This window comes from Amycolatopsis kentuckyensis (assembly GCF_041679295.1).
Lineage (GTDB): Bacteria > Actinomycetota > Actinomycetes > Mycobacteriales > Pseudonocardiaceae > Amycolatopsis > Amycolatopsis kentuckyensis_A.
This window is the reverse complement of record NZ_JBGDMD010000018.1, coordinates 39,919-61,651: the sequence shown is the minus strand read 5'-3', so window position 1 is coordinate 61,651 and position 21,733 is coordinate 39,919. Positions and strand designations below refer to the sequence as shown.

Below are 21,733 nucleotides of genomic sequence, written 5' to 3'. Positions count from 1 at the left end.
TGAGGGCGAGGACCTGCCGTGGAGCTGCGCGCGTTGCGGTACTTCGTGACGGTCGCCGAGGAACTGCACTTCGGCCGGGCCGCCGAGCGGCTCGACATCGTCCAGCCCGCGGTGAGCCACCAGATCGCCCGGCTCGAGCGCGACCTCGGCACGCGGCTGCTCGACCGGTCGCCCCGGCACGTCCGGCTCACCCCGGCCGGCGAGCGGGTGCTCGCGGCGGCCCGGGACACGCTCGCCGCGGCGGCGCGCGTCCGCGTGGTCGCCGGCGAGCCCGCCGCCCGGGTGCGGATCGGCGTCACACCCGGGGTGACCGCACGGCTGGAACGGGCCGCGGAGCTCCTGCGCGAGGGCGAGCGACCGGCCGAAGCGTCGCTGGTGGACCTGCCGGTACCGGCACGGCTGGCGGCCGTCCGCGCCGGAGAGCTGGACCTCGCGCTGGTGCGCGGGCCGGTGGACCCGGCCGGGCTGCGCGTCGTGCGGGCGTGGTCGGAACCCCTGCCGGCCGTGGTGTCCGACGGGCACCCGCTGGCGGAGCGAACCGGCGTGACGCTCGACGAGCTCGAGAGCACCCCGCTGCGCTTGCCTGCCCGCGACGAGGACCCGGCCCTGCACGACGCGGTCATCTCGGCACTGCGGCAGGCGGGCAGCACGGCGAGGGCCCGCTCGGAGGGCTCGATCCTCACGATCCTCATCGAAATCGGCGCCGGGCAGAACGCGTGGACGCTGCTGCCCGCCGAGCAGCTCACGGGGTTCGCCGCGCGCCGGGTCCGCGCCGTGCCACTCGATCCGCCGCTGAGCGTCGACGGCCACATCGTCGCCTCGCTGAAGACGCCGGACGTCTGCGTGTCGTCGTTCGTGCGCGCCTTCGCCGACGCACCGCCGCGGCTCAGCGGGCCAGCAGGTCCCGGATCGCGGCCGTGATTTCGCCGGGCGCCTCCTCGGCCATGAAGTGCCCGGCCCCGGTCAGCCGGTGGTCCAGGTCGGGCGCCCACGCCTTCCAGACGCCGGCGGCGTCGTAGCCCAGCTGGGCGCCCCAGTCCTGCTGGACGACCGTCACCGGCATGGCCAGCTGCGAGCCGGCGTCGAGGTCGGCCTGGTCGTGTTCGACGTCGATGCCGGCCGAGGCGCGGTAGTCCGCGACGATCGACGGCACCGCGGCGGCGCTCGCCCGCAGGTACTCCGCGCGCACCTCGGCCGGGATCGCGGCCGGGTCGTCGGCCCAAGCGTCGAGGAACGAGCCGAAGAACGCGTCCGCGGCGGCCGCGATCATCGTCTCGGGCAGGCCCGGCGGCTGGGCCATCAGGAAGAGGTGGTAGCCGACCGCCGCCGGGACGCCGTGCAGGACGTTCCACATGTCGAGCGTCGGCACCACGTCGAGGATGCCCAGGTGGGTGACGGACTCCGGGTGGTCCAAGCCCGCCCGGAACGCGACCAGGGCACCCCGGTCGTGCCCGACGAGGGCGAAGCGCTCGTGGCCGAGCGCCGCCGCCAGCTGCACCACGTCGTCGGCCATGGTGCGCTTGGCGTACGTGCTCCGGTCGTCGGCGGGCGGCTTGTCGCTGGCGCCGTAGCCCCGCAGGTCGGGGCAGATCACCGTGTGGTCGCCGGCGAGGCGCTCGGCGACGTGCCGCCACATCAGGTGGGTCTGCGGGAAGCCGTGCAGCAGCACGACCGGGTCGCCGCTGCCGCCGACGGCGGCCGCGAGTTCGACGCCGCCGGCGCCGGGCAGGCGGAGGTGGTCGAACCCGGGGATGGAGAGTGTCATGGAGAGCCGTCCTTCTGCTGGGGAACCCGACCCGCTCAGGCTGGCCGGCGCCGATCAGCAACCGATCAGCACGAGGAGCGTGGCCGGCGCCCGACCGGCGATGATGGGAACATGCGGATCGACGTGCTGGGCGCCGTGCGGGCGCTGCGCGACGACGGGAGTCCGGTGGACCTGGGCGGGCCCCGCCATCGCGAAGTGCTCGCCCGGCTCGTCGCGGCCGAGGGGCGGCTGGTCACCACCGACACGCTCGTCGGCGACCTGTGGGCCGACCCGCCCGCCCGGGCGGTGGGTGCGCTGCGCACGTTCGTCGCCGCCCTGCGCCGCGCGCTCGAACCCGGCCGGCCGCCGCGCACCCCGCCCCGGGTGATCGTCACCGAAGGCCCCGGCTACGCGCTGCGGCTGCCGCGCGAGGACGTGGACGTCCACCGGTTCGAGGACGCCCTGGAACGAACGCGGCGGGCTCCCGGCGCCGTGACCGACCTCAGCGCGGAACTCGCGGCTTGGCGGGGAACCGCTTACGCCGATGTGCCGGACTCCGCCTGGGCCCAGCGCGAGCGGACCCGGCTGGAAGAACTGAGGCTGACGGCCGTGGAGCTGCGCGCCCGCGTGCTGCTCGACGCGGGCGAGGGCGGTGACCTCGTGGCCGGACTCGGCGCCCACGTCGCGGAACACCCGTGGCGCGAGCCGGCCTGGGGGCTGCTGGCCCGCGCCCTGCACCGCGCCGGACGCCAGGCCGACGCGCTGGCGACCCTCCGCCGCGCTCGCGCGATGCTCGTCGACCAGCTCGGGCTCGACCCCGGGGCCGAGCTCCGGCGGCTGGAGACCGAAATCCTGACCGGCACCGAAACCGGAGCGGGGAACGGGACCGCCTGGCCGGCTGCCGGGGCCCGGTTCGGCCCGCGCACCACCGTGGATCTGGCGCGCACGCTCGCCCTCGCGGGAGGCGACGCCCTCGTCCACTCGCGACGCGACCGCCTCACCGCGATCCAGGCGGCCGAACGCACCGGCGATCTCCTCCTGACCGCGCGGATCATCGGCGCCTACGACGTGCCCGCGATCTGGAGCCGGGCCGACGACCGCGAACAGGCACGCGCCGTCGTGGCGGCCGCCGAGCGCACGCTCGACGCCCTCGGCCCCGCCGGCCCGCCCGACCTGAAAGCCCGGCTCCTGGCGACGATCGCCGTCGAGAGCCGCAGTGGCGACCTCACCGCTGCCGGGCGCGAACGCGCACGGCAGGCCGCCGGGGAGGCCGAAGCACTGGCCCGCGCTCTCGGCGATCCCGCGCTGCTGGCGTTCGCGCTCAACGGGGTGTTCCTGCAGTCCTTCCACCGTCCCGGGCTGGCGGTGGTCCGGGACCGGATCGGCGCCGAGATCCTCGACGTGGCCACGCGGCACGAACTGCCGGCCTTCGCCGTCCTCGGCCGGCTCGTCCGCCTGCAGTCCGCTTCGGCTCGCGGCGACCTCGGCACCGCGGCCGCGCACGCCACCGCGGCCGACCGGCTCGCCGCGACCGCCGAGTCGCCGTTGGTCCCGGTCCTCACCGCGTGGTTCCGGGCCAGGGAGACGGCCGCCCGCGGCTCGGAAGCCGGCGGCCCGGCCCCCGCCACGGCCGCAGCCCTGTACCGCGCCGCCGAGGACGCCCTCCGGACGGCGGGGATGCCGGGCCTGCACCGCGGCCTGTTCCCGTTGGCACTGCTCGGTTTGCGCCTGCTGCACGACCGGGCCGCACCGACCGACCCGCACCTCGACTGGGGTCCGTACCACCCGTGGACCCGGCCCCACGTGCTGCTCGCCCGAGGGGAACGGGAAGCGGCCCGCGTCGCCCTCGCCGACGCGCCCGAACCTCCGCGCGACCACCTGCAGGAGGCGATGTGGTGCCTGACCGCCCGCGCCGCGGTCCGCGTCGGCGAGCGCGACATCGCGGCCACCGCCGCGGAAGCCCTGCGCGACGCGGCGGCGGAACACGCCGGCGCGGCGAGCGGGATGCTGACCCTGGGACCGGTGGCGCGGTACCTGGCCGAAGCGGCCGCGTTCGCCGGAGCGAGCTGAGCGCCGGTGGCCTGACCGCGTTCCTGCCGCGGCGGAACGACCGGCCGCTCACCGCGGCAGAGAGGCCCTCAGATCCAGCCGCGCCGGGTGGCCTCCATCGCGATCTGGAACCGGGTTTGCGCCCCGACCCGGGTCATGAGCTTGGTGACGTGGCGCTGGACGGTCCGCTCGCTCCAGCCCAGCGCCCGCCCGGCGGCCTTGTCGGTCGCGCCGGAGGCCAGCAGCATCAGCAGCTTCGCTTCCTCGGTGGACAGCTCTCCGGGCTCGGCGGAGCCGAACCGCACCGGCACGCTGCGGGTCCACACCGCTTCGAACAACGCGATCAGCGCGTCCAGCAGTGGAGACGGGTGGATGAGGTACGACGCGGTGAGCGCGGGGTCGCCGGGCCGCATGAGCGGGATGATCGCGAGCCGGTCGTCGGCGATCGCGAGCTTCATCGGGACGTCGCCGTCGATCCTGGCCTGCTCGCCGTGCCGCATCCCCAGCTCGATGTCGTCGATGCGCCCGGGCAGCTCGATCGCACTCTTGTCGTAGACCACCCGGCACTTCACCCCGCGTCCGAGCAGCCCCAGCTCGACCTCGTTCGAGTCCGAGGCGCCTCGTGGCGCGGCGTACGGCGGGCGGTCGAACCCGCGCATCTGCACCCGGATGTCCTGCTGCATCCGCGCCCAGCGCTCGTTGACCTCGTCCCGGCCGGTGATCACCTCGACCAGCTCGCCGGGGTGCGCGAACCGCGTGCTCGCGCGGTACATCTCCATGAGGGTGCCGATGTGGCGGCGCGTGTCGCGCAGCGCGGCCTCGCGTTCGCGCAGCACCGCCTCGATCGCCCGGTCCGGCGGGACGACGACGTAGCGCGTCGGCCGCCCGGCCGCCTCCGTCGCCAGGCCCAGCCCGACGAGCGTCCGCACCACGCGCCGTGTCACCGGCAGCGCACGGTGGGCGTCTTCGGCGAGTTCGGCAACCGTCGCCCGGGTGCGCCGGACCAGCGCGTCGTAGATCGCTTCTTCCGCGTCGGAAAGCCCGATCGGTTCCAGCACCCGCCGTCCCTCCCCTGTCGGGTTCCCGACACCTGGCGGGAATTCGCCGCCTCGGTGAGCTTGTCACGCGTTGATCACTCATGCACCGTTTGGACGTCGACGGCGCGCAACCTCACACGGGGCGCGCCGTCTCGCTTGTCCGCCGGAACCTGACGGAGCGAAGGAGTCTCCCCATGTCCCTGTCCGCCTCGCGGACCCGTGGCCGCCGGTTGGCCCTGGCGGTGCTCGTCGCCGCCGGCTCGCTCGGCGCCCTGCCGGCGGCAGCCGCCGCCGCCGCACCGCCGCCCCCGCCGGCCGCGCACCAGAAGATCGCCCAGGAGCTGCTCGACCGGATCGCCGGCGCCCGGTCCGGTCCGGGCACGCGCTTCGAGGCGGTCGTCGTGCTGAAGGACCGGGGCCTCGCACCGTCCTCCCCGGACGCCGCGCGCCGGACGCTCAGCGACTCGGCGAAGGCCATGCAGGCCCCGGTCACCGACCTGGTCGGCGCCCGCCGCGACCAGGTGGTGAACACGTTCTGGCTCAAGAACATGGTGCTCGTCCGCGCCACCCCGGCCACCCTGGACGCCGTCGCCGCGCTGCCGCTGGTCGACCGCGTCATCCCCAACTTCACGCTGAAGACGCCGACCGAGCCACAGCGCAAGCAGGCCAAGGCCCAGGCGAACGCGGCCGTCGCGTGGGGCGTGTCGAAGATCGGCGCCGACCGGGTCCAGGCCGGCGGCACCACCGGCGCCGGGGTGCGGGTGGCGATCCTCGACACCGGCATCGACACCGCCCACCCCGACCTCGCGGGCAAGCTCGTCAGCGCCGACCCGGCGAACCCGGAGCACCCCGGTGGCTGGCTCGAGTTCGCCGCCGACGGCTCGCCGGTGCACTCCACGCCCCACGACAGCTCCTACCACGGCACGCACGTGGCGGGCACCATCGCGGGCGGGCACAGCTCGGGCACGCAGATCGGCGTCGCCCCGGGCGCGGAGCTGATGGCCGGGCTCGTCATCCCGGGCGGCTCCGGCACGCTGGCGCAGGTGATCGCCGGCATGCAGTGGGCGATCGCGCCGTACGACGCCGACGGCAAGCCCGCGGGCAAACCGGCGAACGTCGTGAGCATGTCGCTCGGCGAAGAGGGTTACAGCAGCGAGATGGTCGAGCCCGCCCGCAACATCCACCTGGCCGGCGCGTTCCCGGCCTTCGCCATCGGCAACGACTGCGTCCCCGGCGGTTCGGCGGCGCCGGGCAACGTCTTCGAGTCGACCGGCGTCGGCGCGACGGACGACGGCGACAACGTGCCGGACTTCTCGTGCGGCGGCGTCGTGCGGAAGAAGGACTGGGTGGACGCCCCGTCGAACTGGCCGGACAGCTACGTCGTGCCCGACCTGTCCGCGCCGGGCGTGGACGTGCTGTCTTCGCTGCCCGGCGGCGAGTACGGGCTGCTGAGCGGCACGTCCATGGCGACCCCGCACGTCTCGGGCACGGTCGCGCTGATGCTGCAGGCGAACCCGAAGCTGACCCCGGACGAGACCCTGGAAATCCTCGCCGGCACGTCGTTCTTCGACGACCGCTACGGCGCGCGGCCGAACACCCGCTTCGGCGCGGGCCGGATCGACGCGGCCGCCGCCGTCGCCGAGGCGCGGCTCGCGAGCGGCATCACCGGCACGGTGACCGCGTCCGGGAAACCCTTGGCGAAGACCACGATCACGGTCGCGTCCACCGGCCGGTCCTACACCAGTGACGGCGAGGGGCACTTCAAGATCCGGGTGCCCGCCGGCGCCTACGACCTCACCCTGTCCCGGTTCGGGTACCACGACGAGCGCGTGCGGGCCGTGGTGACCGCCGGGAAGCAGACGGCGCTGCGCGTCGCGCAGAAACCGACCCCGCGGGGCACGATCAGCGGCCGCGTCACCTACGGGCCGACCGGTTCGACGGTGCCCGGCGCGGCGGTCCGGGTGCTCGACGTGCTCGACGAGCTCACCGCCGTCTCGGACGGGAACGGCGGCTACACCGTCCGGGACGTGCCTGAGGGCACTTACCGGGTGGCGGCTTCAGCGGCCGGGATCTCGGCCACCGCCCCGCGTCAGGTCGTCGTGACCGGCGGCCACCGGCCCGCCGCGGCCGACTTCGCGCTCCCGCGGCCACCCGCGACGCAGCGGGTCTCGACGACCCGGGACGGCGGGCAGATCCGAGCCCACACCTTCTGGCCGGCGATGAGCGGTGACGGTGGGGTGATCGCGTTCGCCAGTGACTCCGCCGAGCTCGCGCCTGGCGACACCAACGACGACATGGACGTCTTCGCGCGGGACGGGCGCACCGGCGCGATCGACCGGATCACGGTGGCCTCGGACGGCACCGGGGCGAACGCGTGGTCGCTCAGCCCGAGCGTCAGCCCCGACGGACGGTACGTCGGCTTCCTCAGCGGCGCGACGAACCTGGTGCCGGGCGACGCCAACGGGATCCCCGACTCGTTCGTCCACGACCGCCGGTCGGGCGCGACCGAGCTGATTTCGGTGTCGTCGGAGGAGAAGCAGGCCGACGGGCTGTCCGGGCAACCGGTGTTCAGCAGCGACGGCCGTCACGCGGTCTTCCTCAGCCAGGCCACGAACCTGGCGCCGGGAGACACGAACGGCAAGCAGGACATCTTCCTGCGCGACCGGGTGGCCGGGACGACCGAGCTCGTCTCGGCGGGCCTCGGCGGCGCACCGGCGGACGGCGACTCGCTCGAGCCGAGCGTCAGCGGCGACGGCCGGTTCGTCGCGTTCGAAAGCGGCGCGGAGAACCTCGTGCCCGGTGGCGGCAACGCCCACCGTGATGTGTTCGTGCGCGACCGGAAGACCGCGACCACGGAGGTGATCCCGGCGCCCGGCGGGGCGGAGGCGACGCAGCCGTCGATCAGCGCGGACGGCCGGAAGGTGGCCTACGTGGTCAGCCCGGCCGACGGGCCCTCGCAGGTCTACCTCTACGACCGGCAGGCGCACACGAACACGCTGGTGTCGCAGGCGGCGAGCGGGACCGGCGGGGCCGATTCCTACACGGCGAGCCCGAGGATCAGCGGAGACGGGACCGCGGTCGCGTTCTTCAGCTTCGCCGGCAACCTCGTTCCCGGCGACGGCGGCGGGGCGTCCGACGTGTTCGTGCGCGACCTGCGCATGAACAAGACGGACAAGGTCTCCGGCGCGCTCGGCGGCCAGGAAGGCGATGCCTACGCCGATTTCCCGTCCCTCAGCACCGACGGCAAGTACGTGGCGTTCGAGAGCGAGGCGACGAACCTCGTCGAGGACGACACGAACGGGCGCTCGGACATCTTCGTCCGCGACCGGGCTCCCGGGCCGGCGCCGCGCTTCGCCGTGGCCGACCTCCGCACCGACGAAGGCCACGGGTGGTCGCCCGCCCGGGTCACCGCGTCGGTGAAGGACGTCGGGGAGCTGGCCGGTGAGTACCAGGCGGTGCTGTGGGTCGACGGCGTGGTCGCCGCCGAACGGCCGGTGTCCGGGTGGCCGGGCCGGACCGCGTGCGTCACGTTCGAGCTGCCGAACCTGGCCCGCGGCACGCACACCGTGCGGCTCGGCCCGCTCACCGGTTCGGTGACCGTGCGCCGCTGAGCGCGATCCGGCCGGGAGGGTGGCAGGCTCTCCCGGCCGGGATCGCCCGAACGGGTGGGTCCCGATCCGCCGGTGGGTGGGTTGGCTCGGGCGCCCGACGAGAGGGGAAGTGTGGCTGCGGTCGGCCGGGCACATGTTGGCCGTGGTCGGCGCCGACCACCCGGAGCCGGCCCCGCGAGACGACACAGCGCGTCACGGCCGGCCGACTCGGTCCAGGGCGCTCGGTGCAGCCGCCAGGCCAGGGCGACCTACATCGCTCTCAGCCGGTGGGGACGATGCGCCACCGGTTGGCCGCGGCGCCGTTGTCGGGGCCCTGGACGGCGAGCGCGCCGGCCGAGGCCGAGCCGTTCGCCACGGTCAGCAGCTTGCCGCTGTTGACGTTGCGGATCTTCGCCGTGCCGTCGCCCTGGTCGACCACCGTCCACCGGTGGTCGGCGGTGCCGTTGTCCGACCACTGCAGGACCTGGGCGTTGTCCACAGTGGACATATTCTGCACGCCGAGCACCTTGCCGCTGTTGGCGTTGCGGAACCGGACCGCCGTCCCGTCGGTGATCATCTCCCAGTTGTGGTCCGCGGTTCCGTTGTCGGTCCACTGCAGCGCGCGGCCACCGTCGGCCGTCGACATGTTCTCGATGCCCAGCAGCAGCCCGCTTCCCGCGTTGACCAAGTGGTATGCCGGCCCGCCGATGTACCAGTAGGCCGTGTAGTTGAAGCCCTGTGCGTCGTAGAACGGCACCAGGCCCACCGTCGCGCCGTTGGCCTTGGCGCTGAAGGACAACGTGCTGCTGCCGGCCCGGGTGACCGAGCTCGGGTCGAGCGTGGGCAGCCCGGTGAGCGTGCTGTTCCCGTAGTTGCCGGCCAGGACCACCGGCCCGTAGGTGACCGCAGCGACGTTCGCGTTGTCGTTGGCCGGCCGCAAGACGACCTTCATCGGCAGCCGGACGGTGACCGTGTCGCCGGTGGCCCACGCGCGGGTCACGGCGGCGTAGCTGCCGGGTGCGGTGGCGACGTTCTGGGCCACGCCGTTGACGGCGATGGTCGCCCCGCTCGTCCAGCCCGGGATGCGGACGCGCAGGTCCCACGTCCCGCCGACGTTCCCGGTGAGCTGCAGCGTGGTCGTGTCGCCGGCCGGGAAGGACGTCGTCTGGGTGACCGTGATGCCGCGCTCGGTCCAGTTCAGCACCGAGGGCAGGAACTGGTTGACGATCAGCGTCGTGCCGGCGCGGAAGTAGATCGAGTCCGCCAGCTTGGTCTGGGTTTCCAGGCCGGTGCCCTGGCAGCACCAGAAGGAGCTGTAGTCGGTGCTCCACGTGCCGCCGCCCCACGCCGGGCCGAGGCCGCGGCGGCCACCGGGGTTGAGCGAGCTGAAGTAGGTGACGTGCCCGTGGCTGTCGGCCGGGTTCTGCTGGCCGATCATCTGGTTGAGCAGCGCCCGCTCGTAGTAGTCGGCCAGGTCGGCGCGGTCCGGGTAGAGCGTGATCAGCTCCCGGGTCAGCTTGAGCATGTTGTAGGTGTTGCAGCTTTCGCACGTGTCCTGGTTCAGGTACGCGGCGATGGCGTTCGGCGCGCGGAAGTGCTCGGCCTGGCTGTTGCCGCCGATGGCGTAGGTGTGCGCCCCGACGGTGATGTTCCAGGCGTTGGTGGCGATGTCCCGGTAGCGGGTGGTGCCGGTGGCCTGGTACTCCCGCGCGGCGCCGATCCACTTCGGGACCTGGGTGTTGGCGTGCAGGCCGTTGAGCTGGTCGCGCCCGGCCGCCAGCGGGTCGAACACGGCGGCGTGGTCGAACCGCTGGGCGACGGCCAGCCACCGCGCGTCGCCGGTGGCCTGGGCGAGGTCGGTCAGCACGGCGTTCATCCCGCCGAACTCGGTGCCCAGCACCGACTGCATCTGGCTGTAGCCGAGCCGGCCGGTCCGCCGGTCGACCCACGCCGCCAGGTTCAGCAGTACGTCGCGGGCCTGGGTACTGCCGACGTACCGCCAGACGTCGAGCAGGCCGGCCATGGTCTTGTGGACGCAGTAGTACGGCACGTTGCCGTTCGACAGGCGGCCTGCCTCGAGGTTGTCGAAGTCGGCTTCGGGAAAGCCGGACAGGTACCCGGCGGTGAACCCGGCCGCGGTGTTGTTGGCCTGGCACTTGGCCAGCTCGGCGACCAGGTACGTGGCCTTGTCCCGGCAGGTGGTGTCGCCGGCGACCGCCCACAGCTGCGCCCACGCCGTCAGGAAGTGGCCCTGCACGTGGCTGCGGAACGGGAAGTCCGGCGCGTCCCAGCCCCCGTTGCTCGCGGCACCGCCGGTGGCGAGCCGGTGGTTGGCCCGGAAGACGTAGAGCAGCCGGTCGACGTCGACGAACCGCAGGTAGTTCTGCGTCCGGTTCTGGTTGTCCAGCCACCGGCTCGCGGTGAGCCGCACCTGGCCGAGGGCGAACGGAGCCGCGGGCACCGCGACCGCCGAACGGATCGGATCCGCTGCCGCGTCGGCGAAGGCGCCGCCGAGGGCGGGTCCGGCGGAGGTGGCGATGGCGGTGGCGCCGACGGCTCGAAGCCATTGCCGCCGGGTGTAGGAAGAGGTCACCGAAGTTCTCCGTTCAGTGGGGACGTGGTCGGAAAGGCACCCGATCGCCGGGTCGTTCCCGCGGAGCCGGCGTCAGCTCCACGGAGTGGCCGTGAGCCAACTGGTGTCCTGGGCCCAGGACACCGTGGAGTCCCGGCCGCTGGCACCGCCGTTGCCGGCCAGGTAGCCGGTGCCGGGAGCCACATACCCGCCGTACACCTTGTGCCCGCCGACGGTGACCGGTGCCTCGAAGGCGTTGGCGAGGTTGTCGTTGCCGTCGGCCGCCGGTCCGGGCGAATGGCCCCTGAGCGCGCGGGTGAGGTGGTTTCCTTTGCCCGACTCGTCGTAGCTGACGGCAATGACGCAGCTGGTGTTGGCGCAGAAGGATTCTTGCGCGGCGACGCACGGGGTGCCTCCCGCTGCGTAGATGTCGCAGAGCCCTTGCGCAGCCGCTTGCGAAGCAGTGCCGGAGGCGATCAGACCGGCGAAGACAACCGCCACCACGGCGGAGGACGCGATCGACCGCCTGCGAAAAGTTTGCCACGCAGGCACCGTGAACTCCTTTGTTCATCGATACGGAACAGCGCGCCACCCGGCCGTGTTTTCAATGCGTCGAGCAGCGCCGATGACCTCGCCGTCGAGGTTCATCGGTGCGAATGTTAGCGCTAACAGTTTTGGGTGGTTCGTTCATGCTCGGGCGTTCGGGTTGAGTTATCACTATCGACCCCCAGCAGGCCAACGTCAAGACGTCGGTCCGGGTGACTGACGTGAGGCAACGTGCGATCGACTTACCTCGAGAACGCCGCGAGGACAGGAAAACGCCGTCAGCGCCACGGTGCTCGCGCCGGAGCCGGACCCGACCACCCTCCGCAACGAGAAGGAGCCGGTCGAACACCTCGGTCACCACGACCCGAGCGACGCGCTCCGGATCCATACCGACCTGGTCCCGTCGAGTCATCGCCGGGCGGGGGAGGCAGCCGACGGGATCGTCGACCGCCGGTTGCCGTAGCAGCCGCCTCCAATAAGGACCATATGGTCCTTTTTTGTCGGGGCGGGTGCGTACGGCCGGAGCGGGCGCGACTACTGTGCACGCCATGACGGCCGACTGGTACGACGGGCCCCGACCACGTCTCGACGGTTCAGAGCCGGACTCTCGCGCACGCGTTGTGGCAGCAGCGACTGCACTCCTGGCGTGCCACGGCGTCAGCTCGCTCAGTTCGGCGTGCATTCAAGCCGCCGCCGGTGTGAGCCGCGCGGAACTCGAGCAGTTGTTCCCGGACCCCGACACGATGGTGGAGGCGATCGTGTCGTTCCAGCTCGACGCCGTGTTGAGAGTTCAGCGGCCCAGCCTCGAGGCCGTTAAGCATCTCGCGGATCTGGAGCAGTGGCTGTCACGACTACTCGACCCATCCGCGCCGGAAAGCAGCTGCGTACTCGGTTCGCTGATCCACCACCTCGCCGACCGGCACGATCGCGGTCACCAAGCACTTGCCGAGGCGTTCTCCCAATGGAAGACACTGCTGGCTTCGGCCTTGTCCCGCATCCAGGCGGCCGGCGAGCTCGACCCCCGCGTAGCGCCCGAGACGCTCGCTGTCGGCCTCATCGCCGCCTTGCAGGGAGGTCACCTGCTGGCGCACGTCACCCAAGACGCCGGCCAATTGCGCGTAACGCTCGAGATGGCGTTCGACCAGGTTCGCGCCCACGCGAAATAGTGGACCATGAGGTTCAGGTGAGAGCGACGGCCGGCTCAGCCGGTCGGGCCGAACCTGCTGACACGGATTCGCTTCACGTCAGCCCCGATGTCGACGAGCAGGCTGGTCGCCGAGTCGCAAAACCCCTGTGAACCGCAGACGTAGATCTCGCGGTCCACCTCGAGAAGCGGCCGGAGGTCGTCGGCCGTGAGGCGGCCCACGGGCCGGGAACTGCGCGCCGGGGCCTGGCGAGTGTAGACGACGGTCGTCTCAGGACCGGCGATTTCCTCTGCGTAGTAAAGCTCTTCGGGCGAACGGACGGACACGATCAGCCGCATCAAGTCGGTGCGGTTCGCGCGCCGGGCAACCCGCAGCATGGACATGAGCGGGACCACCCCGGAGCCGCCGGCGACGCCCAGGGCCGGTGCCGCGCCGTCCCAGGAGAAGAACCTGCCGATCGGGCCGCGAACCTGCAGGACGTCACCGACTTCGACCGCGTTGTGCAGGAACGCCGACACCTCGCCGTCCGGGAGCTTCTCGACCGTGAGCTCGATATCGTCTCCGCCGGGGGCACTGGCCACCGAGTAGTCCCGCTGGGCGTGGTAGCCGTCCGGGGCGGTCAGCCGGACGACGTAGAACTGGCCGGCCCGGTGCGTCCGGGGTTCCGGGAGGCGCAGGCGGAACGTCTTCGCGTGGAGAGTCTCCTTGCCGATGGCTGTCACGACACCGGCCTGCCAAGACGAAGGGGCGGTCATCAGTCCCCCTGGTAACGCTGCTCGAGCCACGGGTCGCCGTGGTCGTGGTAGCCGTTTCGCTCCCAGAAACCCTGCTCGTCCTCGGCCCGGAAGTTCAGTCCTGACACCCACTTCGCGCTCTTCCAGAAGTACAGGTGCGGTACCAGCAGCCGCGCGGGGCCACCGTGGATGTCGTCCAGCGGGGCGCCGTTGACGTCCCACACCACCCAGGCGCGGCCGTCGACCACGTCCTCGATCGGCAGGTTGGTCGTGTAGCCGGTGTGCGACCGCGCCATGACGTAAGCCGCGTCGTCACGCAGCCCGGTGACCTCGAGCAGGGTGTCGACGGAGACGCCGTCGAACCTCATGCCGAACTTGGACCACGTCGTGACGCAGTGGATCGCGCCCTCGTACCGGTCGCCCGGGAGGGCGTGGATCTCCTCCCAGGTCCAGGCGGTCGGCGTGTCGACGAGGCCGTCGATGGCGAACGTCCAGTCCTCGGTGTCGATCGACGGCGTCGCTTCCGCGTGCAGCACCGGCCAATCGCCGCCGGCGTCGTGCTGTCCGGGTGGTAGCCGTGGATCCCGGCCGGAGCGCCCACGCCCGACGAAGCCTCTGGTGACCACCATGTGCGTCTCTCTTTCTCGATTTCGTGTGCGTCGTGTCGACGGGTCATTCCGTGACGATGTGGATCGCCCTCGGTCACCTGACGGTGTTGGCCATGGTTTCTCCTTCGGGGAGTGGACCCTGTCGTTCATTCGTGTCGGCTCAGCCTCGGATCTTTCGTCCTGACAGCGAGAACGCGCAGTCCTTACGAAACGAGAACGTCTTCGCGGGCCCGGGGAATAGCGCTGGTTCGCGGCGTGTCTGTACCTCTGCACGTCCAGGTGCGTTCCACCTGGTTCCCCAGCTTCACGCCGCAAGGCGCGGAAGGGAGAGCTGTGCCCCAGCAGGCCAACTACCACAAGAACCCCGAGGCCGTGTCGCGCCTGACCCCGGAGCAGTACCGCGTGACCCAGGAGGACGGCACGGAGCGTCCCTTCGCGAACGCGTACTGGGACAACCACGAGCCGGGCATCTACGTCGACGTCGTGTCCGGCGAGCCGCTGTTCGCCTCGGTCGACAAGTACGACAGCCGCTCCGGCTGGCCGAGCTTCACCAAGCCGATCGCCAAGTCGAACGTCGTCGAGCGCGAGGACTTCAGCCACGGGATGATCCGGGCGGAGGTCCGCTCGCTGCACGGCAACAGCCACCTCGGCCACGTCTTCGACGACGGCCCGCTCGACAAGGGTGGCCTGCGCTACTGCATCAACTCCGCGTCGTTGCGGTTCATCCCCCTCGACGACCTGGAGAACGCGGGCTACGGCGACTACCGCACCCTGTTCACGAGCGACGCCGACGGCAAGTGAGAAGACGGCACGGCACCAGCCGTGCTGGTGCCGTGCCCACCCGCGCCCAGCCGGCGTGCGCAAGGAGTGCCCCGTGCCCGACCAGCCCCAGGCGATCGAACCGCTCGTCACCACCATCGCGGTGGAGGTCGTCGCGCTGCTGGTCTCCCCCGCGCACGCCTTCGACGGCCGCCCCGCGGACGGTCCGCGCCCGGACCCGGAACCCGTCGAGCGCGACGAGGTCGCCGTGCGCGCCGGCCTCGGGCTCGTCGGCGACCGGTACTTCAACCACCCCGCCCACCGCCGGGCCGCCGTGACCCTCTTCGACGCCGAATCGCTCGACGTTCTCGCGCGAGACCTCGGCCTCGCCGCGTCGCCACGCCCGCACCTGCCACGACGCAACATCGTCGTGCGCGGGTTCCCCGTCGACGAGCTGGCCGCGCCGCGCGGCGGAACCGGGGCGGTCTTCGGCCTGGACTCCGGGGCGGGCGAGGTCCGGTTCCAGGCCTATCGCCCCGCCCACCCCTGCGCCTGGATGGACGTGGTCCTGGCACCCGGCGCGTTCCGTGGGCTGCGCGGGCGCGGCGGCGTGCGTTGCGCCCCTCTCGACGACGGGCTGCTGCGCGTCGGTCCCGCGACCCTCACCGTCATGCACTCCCCCGTGGCCCGCGATCCGGCGTAGCGGGTTTCGGGCACTGCGCGGCTACGGGTTCCGTCCACCAGGGATCCCTGCGTGGCTCCGGTGGGACTCGCTGCTGAGGGGGCGCGGCCGGTGTCAGGGCTGGAAGCTGCGGATGTGGTCGATGGCCATGTCGAGCGCGATGCGCATCGGCGTGACGTCGTGGTCGGTCTGCGCGAGCAGGTACCCCCCTTGGAGGGCGCCCATCAGGCCGATGGCGAGCCGTTCGGGATCGGCGTCGGACCGCAGCTTGCCGGAGTCACGCATCCGCCGCAGACCGTCGGCGATCAGGCCACGCCACGTCTCGAAGTGACCGGCGAGAGCCGACCGCGCGCGCTCGTTCTGGTCGGAAAGCTCACTCGCCAGCGAGCCGAGCCGGCAACCATGGGCCCCGTTGCGCAACGCGCTGCGCTGGACGAGCGCGTCCCGCCAGCGCTCGAGCCCCCGGATCGAGTTGAGCCGGCGCAGCTGTTCCCCCTGGAAACCCAGCACCTCCCCGGCCTGGTACTCGATGACGTCCTGGACCAGGGCGTCCTTGTCGGGGTAGTGGTGGTAGAGCTGCGACTTGCTGGTGCTGCTGGCCGCGCGGACGTCGTCGAGCGTGGTGGCGGCCACCCCTTTCACCGTCATCAAGTCGACCGCGGCCTGCAGGATCCGCGCCCGGGTCGCCTCTCCGCGCGCCGTGCGCCGGACAGGCCTCACAGTGCTCTCCGGTTCCACCACCGCACCAGGTTATCGCACCGGCGCCGCCCACGACGTCGGACGCAGCGGAAGACGGACTCCGCGGACCACTTCCGGCCCGGCGGGAACGCCCTGCCGCTTTCATCGTCGTCGCAGTGCGATCGAGACCCGGCGGGCCAGCTCGGGGACGACCTCGGCGTCGAACCACGTGTTCCTGGCGTGCCAGCGGTGGTTCAGCGGTGACGGGTGCACCAGCGGGAACTCGCCGGGAAGGTACTCACCGTAGGCCCGCACGGTCTCGGTGAGGTTCGCCTTGGTCCGGCCCGCGAGGTAGTACCGCTGTGCGTACGCGCCGATGAGCACGCGGAGGGTCACGTCGGGCAGGCCGGCCAGGATCCGCGGGTGCCACCGCGGCGCGAAGTCCCGGCGCGGCGGCAGGTCGCCCGTCCTGCCCTTGCCGGGAAAGTAGAAATCCATCGGCACGATGGCGAACAGCCCGGGATCGTAGAACTCGTCGTCGCGGACGCCGAGCCACGAGCGCAACCGCGCGCCGCTGGCGTCGTCCCACGGGATCCCGCTCTCCTGGGCGCGCCACCCCGGCGCCTGACCGATGATGACGACGCGCGCCGAAGGCGATCCCGCCCACACGGGACGGTAGCCGAGGTCACGTGCCCACGCGTTGGAGGGATCCGCCGTCAGCTCGTCCAGGACTGCGCGCAAAACGTCTGCCAACTGCACTCCGGATCTTCGTCATCGGGAACTTCGGCCGCCCGAGACGATACGCGAAGTGGACCATTCCGTCCAACTTGCGATCACGTACGGGGAGGGAACATGCTTGCGAGGGACGTCGCCCCGCTGCGGGACGAGCGGCACGGCTGGTCTGTCGCGATCGAGCACGACTCCGGGCAAGACCTGATGGTGGTCGCCTCCCTCGGGGGCGAGCTGGTGCCCGGCCGCAGCGGCTGGTCCGTTTCCTGGCGGCCGTCCGGCGTGGCGCGGTGTCGTCGGCATCTTTCACCACCTTCTCGTAAGCCAAGTGTTCCCATGCGTAAGAACAACCGAAGATCAGGTGCTAACGTCCAGGACCGCGGCTCGAAAACCCGAGGTAAGGCATGAGCGACTGGGACGCACTGAACGAGTTCCTCCGGACCGATCCGCGGGACATCGGGTGTGACCTCGCCCTCGAAGCACTCCCCACCTACGCGGAGGTGGCAGCCGCCGGGGAGAACCCCGAGGAGCTCTTCCCCGGGCTGGCCGCGCACCTGAAGTCGTGCCCCGCCTGTTCGGGTGATCACGAATCCCTGGTCCGCGCGATCCGCGACTTCGGTGGCGGCGAATTCCGCTGACCGGACGTGGTCGCTGCGACGCGGTTGATCAGGTGTCTTGGCATTCTGCTGCGGGTTCCTTTTCCGTGGTTCTCATTGTCCTTTGTGGAACAATGATTCGGAGGGCCGACTCAGATCCCCGGCTGCTTCCGGTCCACTCGCAGGACGACCGGACCGCCGTTGGCGCCGCGGACCGCACGCTCGAGCGCGGCCGCCGCTTCGGTCAGCGGCAGGATGGCGCCCACCGACATGGTCAACCTGCCCTCGCCGAGCAGCCCGCTCAGCTTCTCGAGCTGGGCGGAATCCGGGCGCACGTAGACGTCCGCGAAGCTGACGCCCCACCCGGCCGACCGCCGGTCGCCCGTGATCGTCGCCAGCCGGCCGCCTTCGCGCACCGCCCGGACGGCGTCGGCGCTGCCGCCGGGTACGGCGGTGAGTGCGGTGTCGACGCCGGTGCCGCCGGCCCACTCGCGGACCCGATCCGGCCAGCTCCGGTCGTGGTAGCCGACGACCTCGACCGCGCCGGCGCGCGCCACTCGTTCGGCGCTCGCGGGTCCGGCGGTGGCGATCACCCGGGCACCACGCAGGGCGGCGAGCTGCACCGCCAACCCGCCGGTCGTGCCTCCCGCGCCGTGGACGAGCAGCGTCTCGCCCTCGGCGACCCGAAGCGCTTCGGAGAGCGCTTGCTCGGCTGTCAGGGCAGGCACGGGGAACGCCGCGGCCGTCTCCCACGGCACGCCCGCGGGTTTCGTCACGACGTGTGCGGCGTCGACCACCACCCGCTGGGCCCAGCAGCCCTGGTGACGCAGCGGAAGGGGGTGAGCGAGAACCTCATCGCCCGGCCGGAAGTCCGGCACGTTCGAACCCACGGCCACCACCGTGCCGGCGACCTCCACGCCGAGCGCCATCGGCGGTGTCAGCCCGACGTCCCACGCCCCCGATCGGACGATGTCGTCCCAGTTGCCGACACCGGCCGCCTCGACTTCGATCACCACTTCGCGCGGACTGGGGCCGGCCGGCTCCGGCAGGTCGAGCACCTCCACCGGGCCACCGATTTCACGCACGCCGACACCGAACACCACAGTTCTCCCTTCGCCTCACGGACGCACCCGGATGATCGTTTTCCCCTTGACGCGTTCGGCCGGGTTGAAGGCGGCGACGGCGTCGTCGAGGCTCGCCACGGCGCCGATGTTGGTCCGCAGCCGGCCGTCGCGCACCCGCTGCACGATCTCGCCCAGCTGGCCGCGGTCGGCTTCCACGACGAAGTCGACCGCGCGACCGTCGGCGGGCCGAACCTCGGGCGGGCCGGCGATCGTGACCAGCGTGCCTCCGGCCCGGACCAGGCGCGCCGACCACGCCCCGAGGTCGCCCCCGAACACGTCGAACACGAGGTCGACGTCGCCGACGTCCGCCGGCTCGTCGTTCTCCAGGTCGACGAACTCGTTCGCACCGAACTCCCGTGCCGCTTCCCGGTCCGCCGAACGCCCCGTGCCCACCACGTACGCGCCTGCCTCGCGCGCGAGCTGCGCCACCACCGACCCGACTCCCCCGGTCACGCCGTGCACGAGGACGCTCTGCCCCGCTTCCAGCCGGCCGTGGACGAACAGACCCTGCCACGCGGTCAGGCCCGAGATCGGCAGGCTCGCGGCCACCGTGAAGTCGACGTCACCCGGCAGCGGCGCCAGGTTGCGCGCCTCGACGACCGCGAACTCCGCCAGCGTGCCGTCCCTGGTCCAGTCCGTCAGGCCGAACACCCGCTGACCGGCCGACCACCCCGCGGTCCCGTAGCCCAGGGCCGCGACCACGCCGGCGACCTCGTGCCCGGGGACCGACGGCGTCCGATCCCGGTCCAGGCGGTCCGTCCAGGTCGAGGGCCACGACAGCTCGCCCGGGGTGAACCCCGACGCGTGGACCTCGACCAGGACGTCGTTTCCCGCCGGCACCGGATCGGGCCGGTCCACCAGCTTCATCCCGGCCGTTCCCGCGGTCTCGTCCGACACCACAATCGCCTTCATCCCAGCACCTTCCTTTGCGTCCAGGGCTTTACATGAACGTGAACAGCCGGTCCGCTTCGAACCGCGAAATCGGTCCCTGGTAAGCCTTTTCCCGGTCGGGGTAGCCGAGCGCCATCAGGACGGTCGTGGTGTGCCCGGTTTCGCGGATCTTGAACGCCTTGTCGACGCTGGTCGGGTCGAACCCTTCCAGCGGCGTCGCGTCGAAGCCGAGTGCGACGGCCGCCATCATGGCCATCCCCATCACCATGTACGTCTGCTTTTCCATCCAGTGGTTCAGATCCTTGTACGCGTAGTTGCGCAGGTTCAGGAAGTCACGGGTCATGTACTGCCACATCGCGCGTTTCGCCGGGTCGGGGAAGCGGCCGTCGGCGTCTTCCTTGCCGAACACTTCGTCGAGGTGGCTGTCCGGCACGTCCGCCCGGGTGGTGAGGATGAGGGTGTGCGACGAGTTCAGGATCTTCCCGCTGTTGTCCTGGAACCGTTCGCCCAGGTTGTCCGCGAGCTGCCTCTTCGACTCGGCCGACGCGAGGACGTAGAAGTGGTTGGGCTGGATGTTCGTCGACGTCGGCGCCGACCGCATGAACCGCAGCAGTTGCTGGAGCGATTCTTCCGGAATGGTCTTGCTGCCGTCGAACGCCCTCGTGAGGTGCTGGTTCATGAGCTTGTCGAGATCCATGTCGATCTGCCTCTTCTTCCGAGTGGTGGTGGGTAGGTCAGTTCCCGGCACCGGCGATCAGCTCGCCGATCCGGTCGAAGCCCATTCCGGTGGCGGCGGCTTCGATGTCACCCGCTATGAGCGCTTTAGCGGCTCGTTCGAGTGCAGCCATCGCGCCGGCGTACAGGAACGGGCCCAAGCTGATGCGCTTGACGCCGGCCCGCTGCAGTTCCGCGACGGTCAGCACCCGGTCCGAAGGCGACACGAGAACGTTGACCGGCGTCGGCGCGACGGCCGCCACGATCGCGCCGAGCGCTTCGAGGTCGGGCGGGAACGGCGCGTACACCACGTCGGCGCCGACCTCCGCGAAGGCCGTCAAGCGCCGGATCGTGTCGTCGAGATCCGGCCGGCCCTGGATGAAGTTGTCGGTGCGGCCAGTGACGACGATGCGCCGCTTCGCCGCGGCCACGGCGGCGCGCACGCGGTCGACGGCTTCGTCGAAGCCGCGGATGGGACGGCCGGGATCACCTGAGGTGTCTTCGATCCCGATACCGGCCAAGCCGTGCTCGACGGCGGCTTCGACCGTCGCCGCGACGGCCTCGCACGTGTCGCCGTAGCCGTCCTCGAAGTCGCCGTTCACCGGCAACCCGGTGAGCCGCCCGAGCAGGCGGGCGTGCTCGAGGTGCTCGCCGCGGCTGACTTCGTGCCGGCCGTCGGGCCGGCCGAGCGTGGCGGCCAGCGCCGCCGACGACGTCCCGATGGCCTCGAAACCGGCATCGGCCAGCACCAGGGCGGACAGGCCGTCCCAGGCGTTCGGCATGACGAGGCCGCCATCGCGGGTGTGCAGCGCCATGAATCGTTCGTAAAGCTCGGTGCCCGGCATTTCGCGCCTTTCCCGGTCCTGCCGCCTAGGCGGCGGGGACATCGATGCCGGTCTGGTTGACGTTGTTGATGAAGTTGGTGAGCAACGCCTGCACCGCGACCGCGACGATCGCCAGGATCTGCGAGTCGGTGTAGCCGGCCGCGCGCACGCCGGCCAGGTCCTCGTCGCCGACCCGGCCGCGGCTGTCCACCAGCCGGCGCGCGAAGCCGGCGGCCGCGGCGCGCTTGGGGTCGACCGAGCTGCCGGCCCGGCCCAGGGCGATGTCCTCTTTGGACATGCCGCCGAACTCCGACGACACGTACGTGTGCATGGCCAAGCAGTAGTCGCAGCCGTTCGCTTCCGAGACGGCCAGCGCGATGCTGTGCCGGGTCCGCGCGTCCAGCACCCGGCTCAGGGTGGCCTGCAACGTCGTGACGACCTCGAGCACGGCCGGGTTCGACGCGATGACCTTGAACATCTCCGGGACGAAGCCGAGCTGCGCGCCGAGCCCTTCGAGGACCTGCCGCGAGCCGGCGGGGACGTCCTCGTCGGCTGGTACGTCCAATCGTGACACGGTGGATCAACCTCCGGTGGGTGTGTGTGGAGCAGTCAGCGTCGAGCCGGAGCGGGTTCTTACGGCCTATCGTGGACTATATAGTCCAACTAAGGGTGACGGTCGCCTCACACCGGCCCCGCCGAGGTCAACGCCGG

Annotated in this window: 20 protein-coding genes; 7 read left to right on the top strand and 13 right to left on the bottom strand. The window is 71.7% G+C overall.

The genetic code is table 11. The annotated features are described in order from the left end of the window. The first annotated feature begins 18 nt into the window (after positions 1–18). Positions 19–921, top strand: a complete 903-nt coding sequence (locus ACERZO_RS46955) for a LysR family transcriptional regulator (RefSeq protein ID WP_372672486.1) — start codon at positions 19–21, stop codon at positions 919–921. Here the strand turns inward: ACERZO_RS46955 and ACERZO_RS46950 are convergent. Beyond that, positions 887–1,765, bottom strand: a complete 879-nt coding sequence (locus tag ACERZO_RS46950) for an alpha/beta fold hydrolase (protein ID WP_372672485.1) — start codon at positions 1,763–1,765, stop codon at positions 887–889. The two genes, ACERZO_RS46955 and ACERZO_RS46950, sit on opposite strands and share 35 nt — an antisense overlap. A gap of 111 nt (positions 1,766–1,876) precedes the next feature. Between ACERZO_RS46950 and ACERZO_RS46945 the strand changes: the two genes are divergently transcribed. After that, entirely contained in the window at positions 1,877–3,814 is a 1,938-nt protein-coding gene (locus tag ACERZO_RS46945) for a BTAD domain-containing putative transcriptional regulator (protein WP_372672484.1), read from the top strand. 68 nt (positions 3,815–3,882) lie between these two features. Here ACERZO_RS46945 and ACERZO_RS46940 read toward each other — a convergent pair whose 3' ends face one another. Further along, positions 3,883–4,851 carry a helix-turn-helix transcriptional regulator gene (locus ACERZO_RS46940; protein ID WP_372672483.1) on the bottom strand — a complete coding sequence of 323 codons (969 nt, stop codon included), beginning with the start codon at positions 4,849–4,851 and terminating at the stop codon, positions 3,883–3,885. Between the two features lie 173 nt (positions 4,852–5,024). Between ACERZO_RS46940 and ACERZO_RS46935 the strand changes: the two genes are divergently transcribed. Beyond that, positions 5,025–8,441, top strand: a complete 3,417-nt coding sequence (locus tag ACERZO_RS46935) for a S8 family serine peptidase (protein ID WP_372672482.1) — start codon at positions 5,025–5,027, stop codon at positions 8,439–8,441. 259 nt (positions 8,442–8,700) lie between these two features. Here the strand turns inward: ACERZO_RS46935 and ACERZO_RS46930 are convergent, their stop codons facing one another. Together ACERZO_RS46930 and ACERZO_RS46925 are read right to left on the bottom strand one after the other, a co-directional pair. Beyond that, on the bottom strand, positions 8,701–11,013 hold the full coding sequence (locus ACERZO_RS46930; protein ID WP_372672481.1) for a beta-L-arabinofuranosidase domain-containing protein: 2,313 nt from the start codon (positions 11,011–11,013) through the stop codon (positions 8,701–8,703). 72 nt (positions 11,014–11,085) lie between these two features. Further along, positions 11,086–11,544: an arabinofuranosidase catalytic domain-containing protein gene (locus tag ACERZO_RS46925; RefSeq protein ID WP_372672480.1), complete on the bottom strand. Its 459-nt coding sequence runs from the start codon at positions 11,542–11,544 to the stop codon at positions 11,086–11,088. A 542-nt stretch (positions 11,545–12,086) separates the two neighbouring features. Here ACERZO_RS46925 and ACERZO_RS46920 point away from each other — a divergent pair. Continuing rightward, positions 12,087–12,704 (top strand): TetR/AcrR family transcriptional regulator, encoded by a 618-nt coding sequence (locus tag ACERZO_RS46920; RefSeq protein ID WP_372672479.1) that lies wholly within the window; start codon positions 12,087–12,089, stop codon positions 12,702–12,704. A gap of 35 nt (positions 12,705–12,739) precedes the next feature. Here ACERZO_RS46920 and ACERZO_RS46915 read toward each other — a convergent pair whose 3' ends face one another. Further along, positions 12,740–13,438, bottom strand: coding sequence for an FAD-binding oxidoreductase (locus ACERZO_RS46915; RefSeq protein WP_372672478.1), 699 nt, complete (start codon positions 13,436–13,438; stop codon positions 12,740–12,742). Beyond that, complete coding sequence (locus ACERZO_RS46910; RefSeq protein WP_372672477.1) at positions 13,438–14,046, bottom strand: molybdopterin-dependent oxidoreductase; 609 nt, start codon at positions 14,044–14,046, stop codon at positions 13,438–13,440. The genes ACERZO_RS46915 and ACERZO_RS46910 overlap by 1 nt, the downstream gene beginning before the upstream one ends. A gap of 312 nt (positions 14,047–14,358) precedes the next feature. Here ACERZO_RS46910 and msrB point away from each other — a divergent pair, with 312 nt between their 5' ends. Together msrB and ACERZO_RS46900 are read left to right on the top strand one after the other, a co-directional pair. Then, complete coding sequence (msrB, locus tag ACERZO_RS46905) at positions 14,359–14,826, top strand: peptide-methionine (R)-S-oxide reductase MsrB (RefSeq protein WP_372672476.1); 468 nt, start codon at positions 14,359–14,361, stop codon at positions 14,824–14,826. Between the two features lie 73 nt (positions 14,827–14,899). Continuing rightward, the gene (locus ACERZO_RS46900; RefSeq protein WP_372672475.1) at positions 14,900–15,487 is read left to right on the top strand and encodes an MOSC domain-containing protein; all 588 of its coding nucleotides are present in this window, start codon (positions 14,900–14,902) and stop codon (positions 15,485–15,487) included. A gap of 93 nt (positions 15,488–15,580) precedes the next feature. On the opposite strand, the gene ACERZO_RS46895 is transcribed toward ACERZO_RS46900, so the two are convergent. Together ACERZO_RS46895 and ACERZO_RS46890 are read right to left on the bottom strand one after the other, a co-directional pair. Further along, positions 15,581–16,186 carry a TetR/AcrR family transcriptional regulator gene (locus ACERZO_RS46895; RefSeq protein WP_372672474.1) on the bottom strand — a complete coding sequence of 202 codons (606 nt, stop codon included), beginning with the start codon at positions 16,184–16,186 and terminating at the stop codon, positions 15,581–15,583. A gap of 120 nt (positions 16,187–16,306) precedes the next feature. Next, the gene (locus tag ACERZO_RS46890; protein ID WP_372672473.1) at positions 16,307–16,903 is read right to left on the bottom strand and encodes a uracil-DNA glycosylase family protein; all 597 of its coding nucleotides are present in this window, start codon (positions 16,901–16,903) and stop codon (positions 16,307–16,309) included. 374 nt (positions 16,904–17,277) lie between these two features. Between ACERZO_RS46890 and ACERZO_RS46885 the strand changes: the two genes are divergently transcribed. Then, positions 17,278–17,511: a hypothetical protein gene (locus tag ACERZO_RS46885; RefSeq protein WP_372672472.1), complete on the top strand. Its 234-nt coding sequence runs from the start codon at positions 17,278–17,280 to the stop codon at positions 17,509–17,511. Positions 17,512–17,621: 110 nt separating this feature from the next. On the opposite strand, the gene ACERZO_RS46880 is transcribed toward ACERZO_RS46885, so the two are convergent. The 5 genes from ACERZO_RS46880 to ACERZO_RS46860 are packed head-to-tail and all read right to left on the bottom strand — an operon-like array spanning position 17,622 to position 21,596. Continuing rightward, positions 17,622–18,554 (bottom strand): NADP-dependent oxidoreductase, encoded by a 933-nt coding sequence (locus ACERZO_RS46880; RefSeq protein WP_372672471.1) that lies wholly within the window; start codon positions 18,552–18,554, stop codon positions 17,622–17,624. Positions 18,555–18,587: 33 nt separating this feature from the next. After that, on the bottom strand, positions 18,588–19,505 hold the full coding sequence (locus ACERZO_RS46875; RefSeq protein WP_372672470.1) for an NADP-dependent oxidoreductase: 918 nt from the start codon (positions 19,503–19,505) through the stop codon (positions 18,588–18,590). Between the two features lie 28 nt (positions 19,506–19,533). Further along, positions 19,534–20,181 (bottom strand): nitroreductase family protein, encoded by a 648-nt coding sequence (locus ACERZO_RS46870; RefSeq protein WP_372672469.1) that lies wholly within the window; start codon positions 20,179–20,181, stop codon positions 19,534–19,536. A gap of 37 nt (positions 20,182–20,218) precedes the next feature. Beyond that, positions 20,219–21,013, bottom strand: a complete 795-nt coding sequence (locus ACERZO_RS46865) for an isocitrate lyase/PEP mutase family protein (protein WP_372672468.1) — start codon at positions 21,011–21,013, stop codon at positions 20,219–20,221. Between the two features lie 55 nt (positions 21,014–21,068). After that, the gene (locus tag ACERZO_RS46860; RefSeq protein ID WP_372672467.1) at positions 21,069–21,596 is read right to left on the bottom strand and encodes a carboxymuconolactone decarboxylase family protein; all 528 of its coding nucleotides are present in this window, start codon (positions 21,594–21,596) and stop codon (positions 21,069–21,071) included. Positions 21,597–21,733 lie beyond the last annotated feature (137 nt).

Bases quoted from the DNA above. Each gene is read 5' to 3' on its own strand.
- ACERZO_RS46875 (WP_372672470.1), bottom strand. From the start codon at position 19,505: ATGAAGGCGATTGTGGTGTCGGACGAGACCGCGGGAACGGCCGGGATG.
- ACERZO_RS46865 (WP_372672468.1), bottom strand. From the start codon at position 21,013: ATGGCGCTGCACACCCGCGATGGCGGCCTCGTCATGCCGAACGCCTGG.
- ACERZO_RS46915 (WP_372672478.1), bottom strand. From the start codon at position 13,438: ATGACCGCCCCTTCGTCTTGGCAGGCCGGTGTCGTGACAGCCATCGGC.
- ACERZO_RS46885 (WP_372672472.1), top strand. From the start codon at position 17,278: ATGAGCGACTGGGACGCACTGAACGAGTTCCTCCGGACCGATCCGCGG.
- ACERZO_RS46945 (WP_372672484.1), top strand. From the start codon at position 1,877: ATGCGGATCGACGTGCTGGGCGCCGTGCGGGCGCTGCGCGACGACGGG.
- ACERZO_RS46950 (WP_372672485.1), bottom strand. From the start codon at position 1,765: ATGACACTCTCCATCCCCGGGTTCGACCACCTCCGCCTGCCCGGCGCC.
- ACERZO_RS46870 (WP_372672469.1), bottom strand. From the start codon at position 20,181: ATGGATCTCGACAAGCTCATGAACCAGCACCTCACGAGGGCGTTCGAC.
- ACERZO_RS46920 (WP_372672479.1), top strand. From the start codon at position 12,087: ATGACGGCCGACTGGTACGACGGGCCCCGACCACGTCTCGACGGTTCA.
- ACERZO_RS46910 (WP_372672477.1), bottom strand. From the start codon at position 14,046: ATGGTGGTCACCAGAGGCTTCGTCGGGCGTGGGCGCTCCGGCCGGGAT.
- ACERZO_RS46935 (WP_372672482.1), top strand. From the start codon at position 5,025: ATGTCCCTGTCCGCCTCGCGGACCCGTGGCCGCCGGTTGGCCCTGGCG.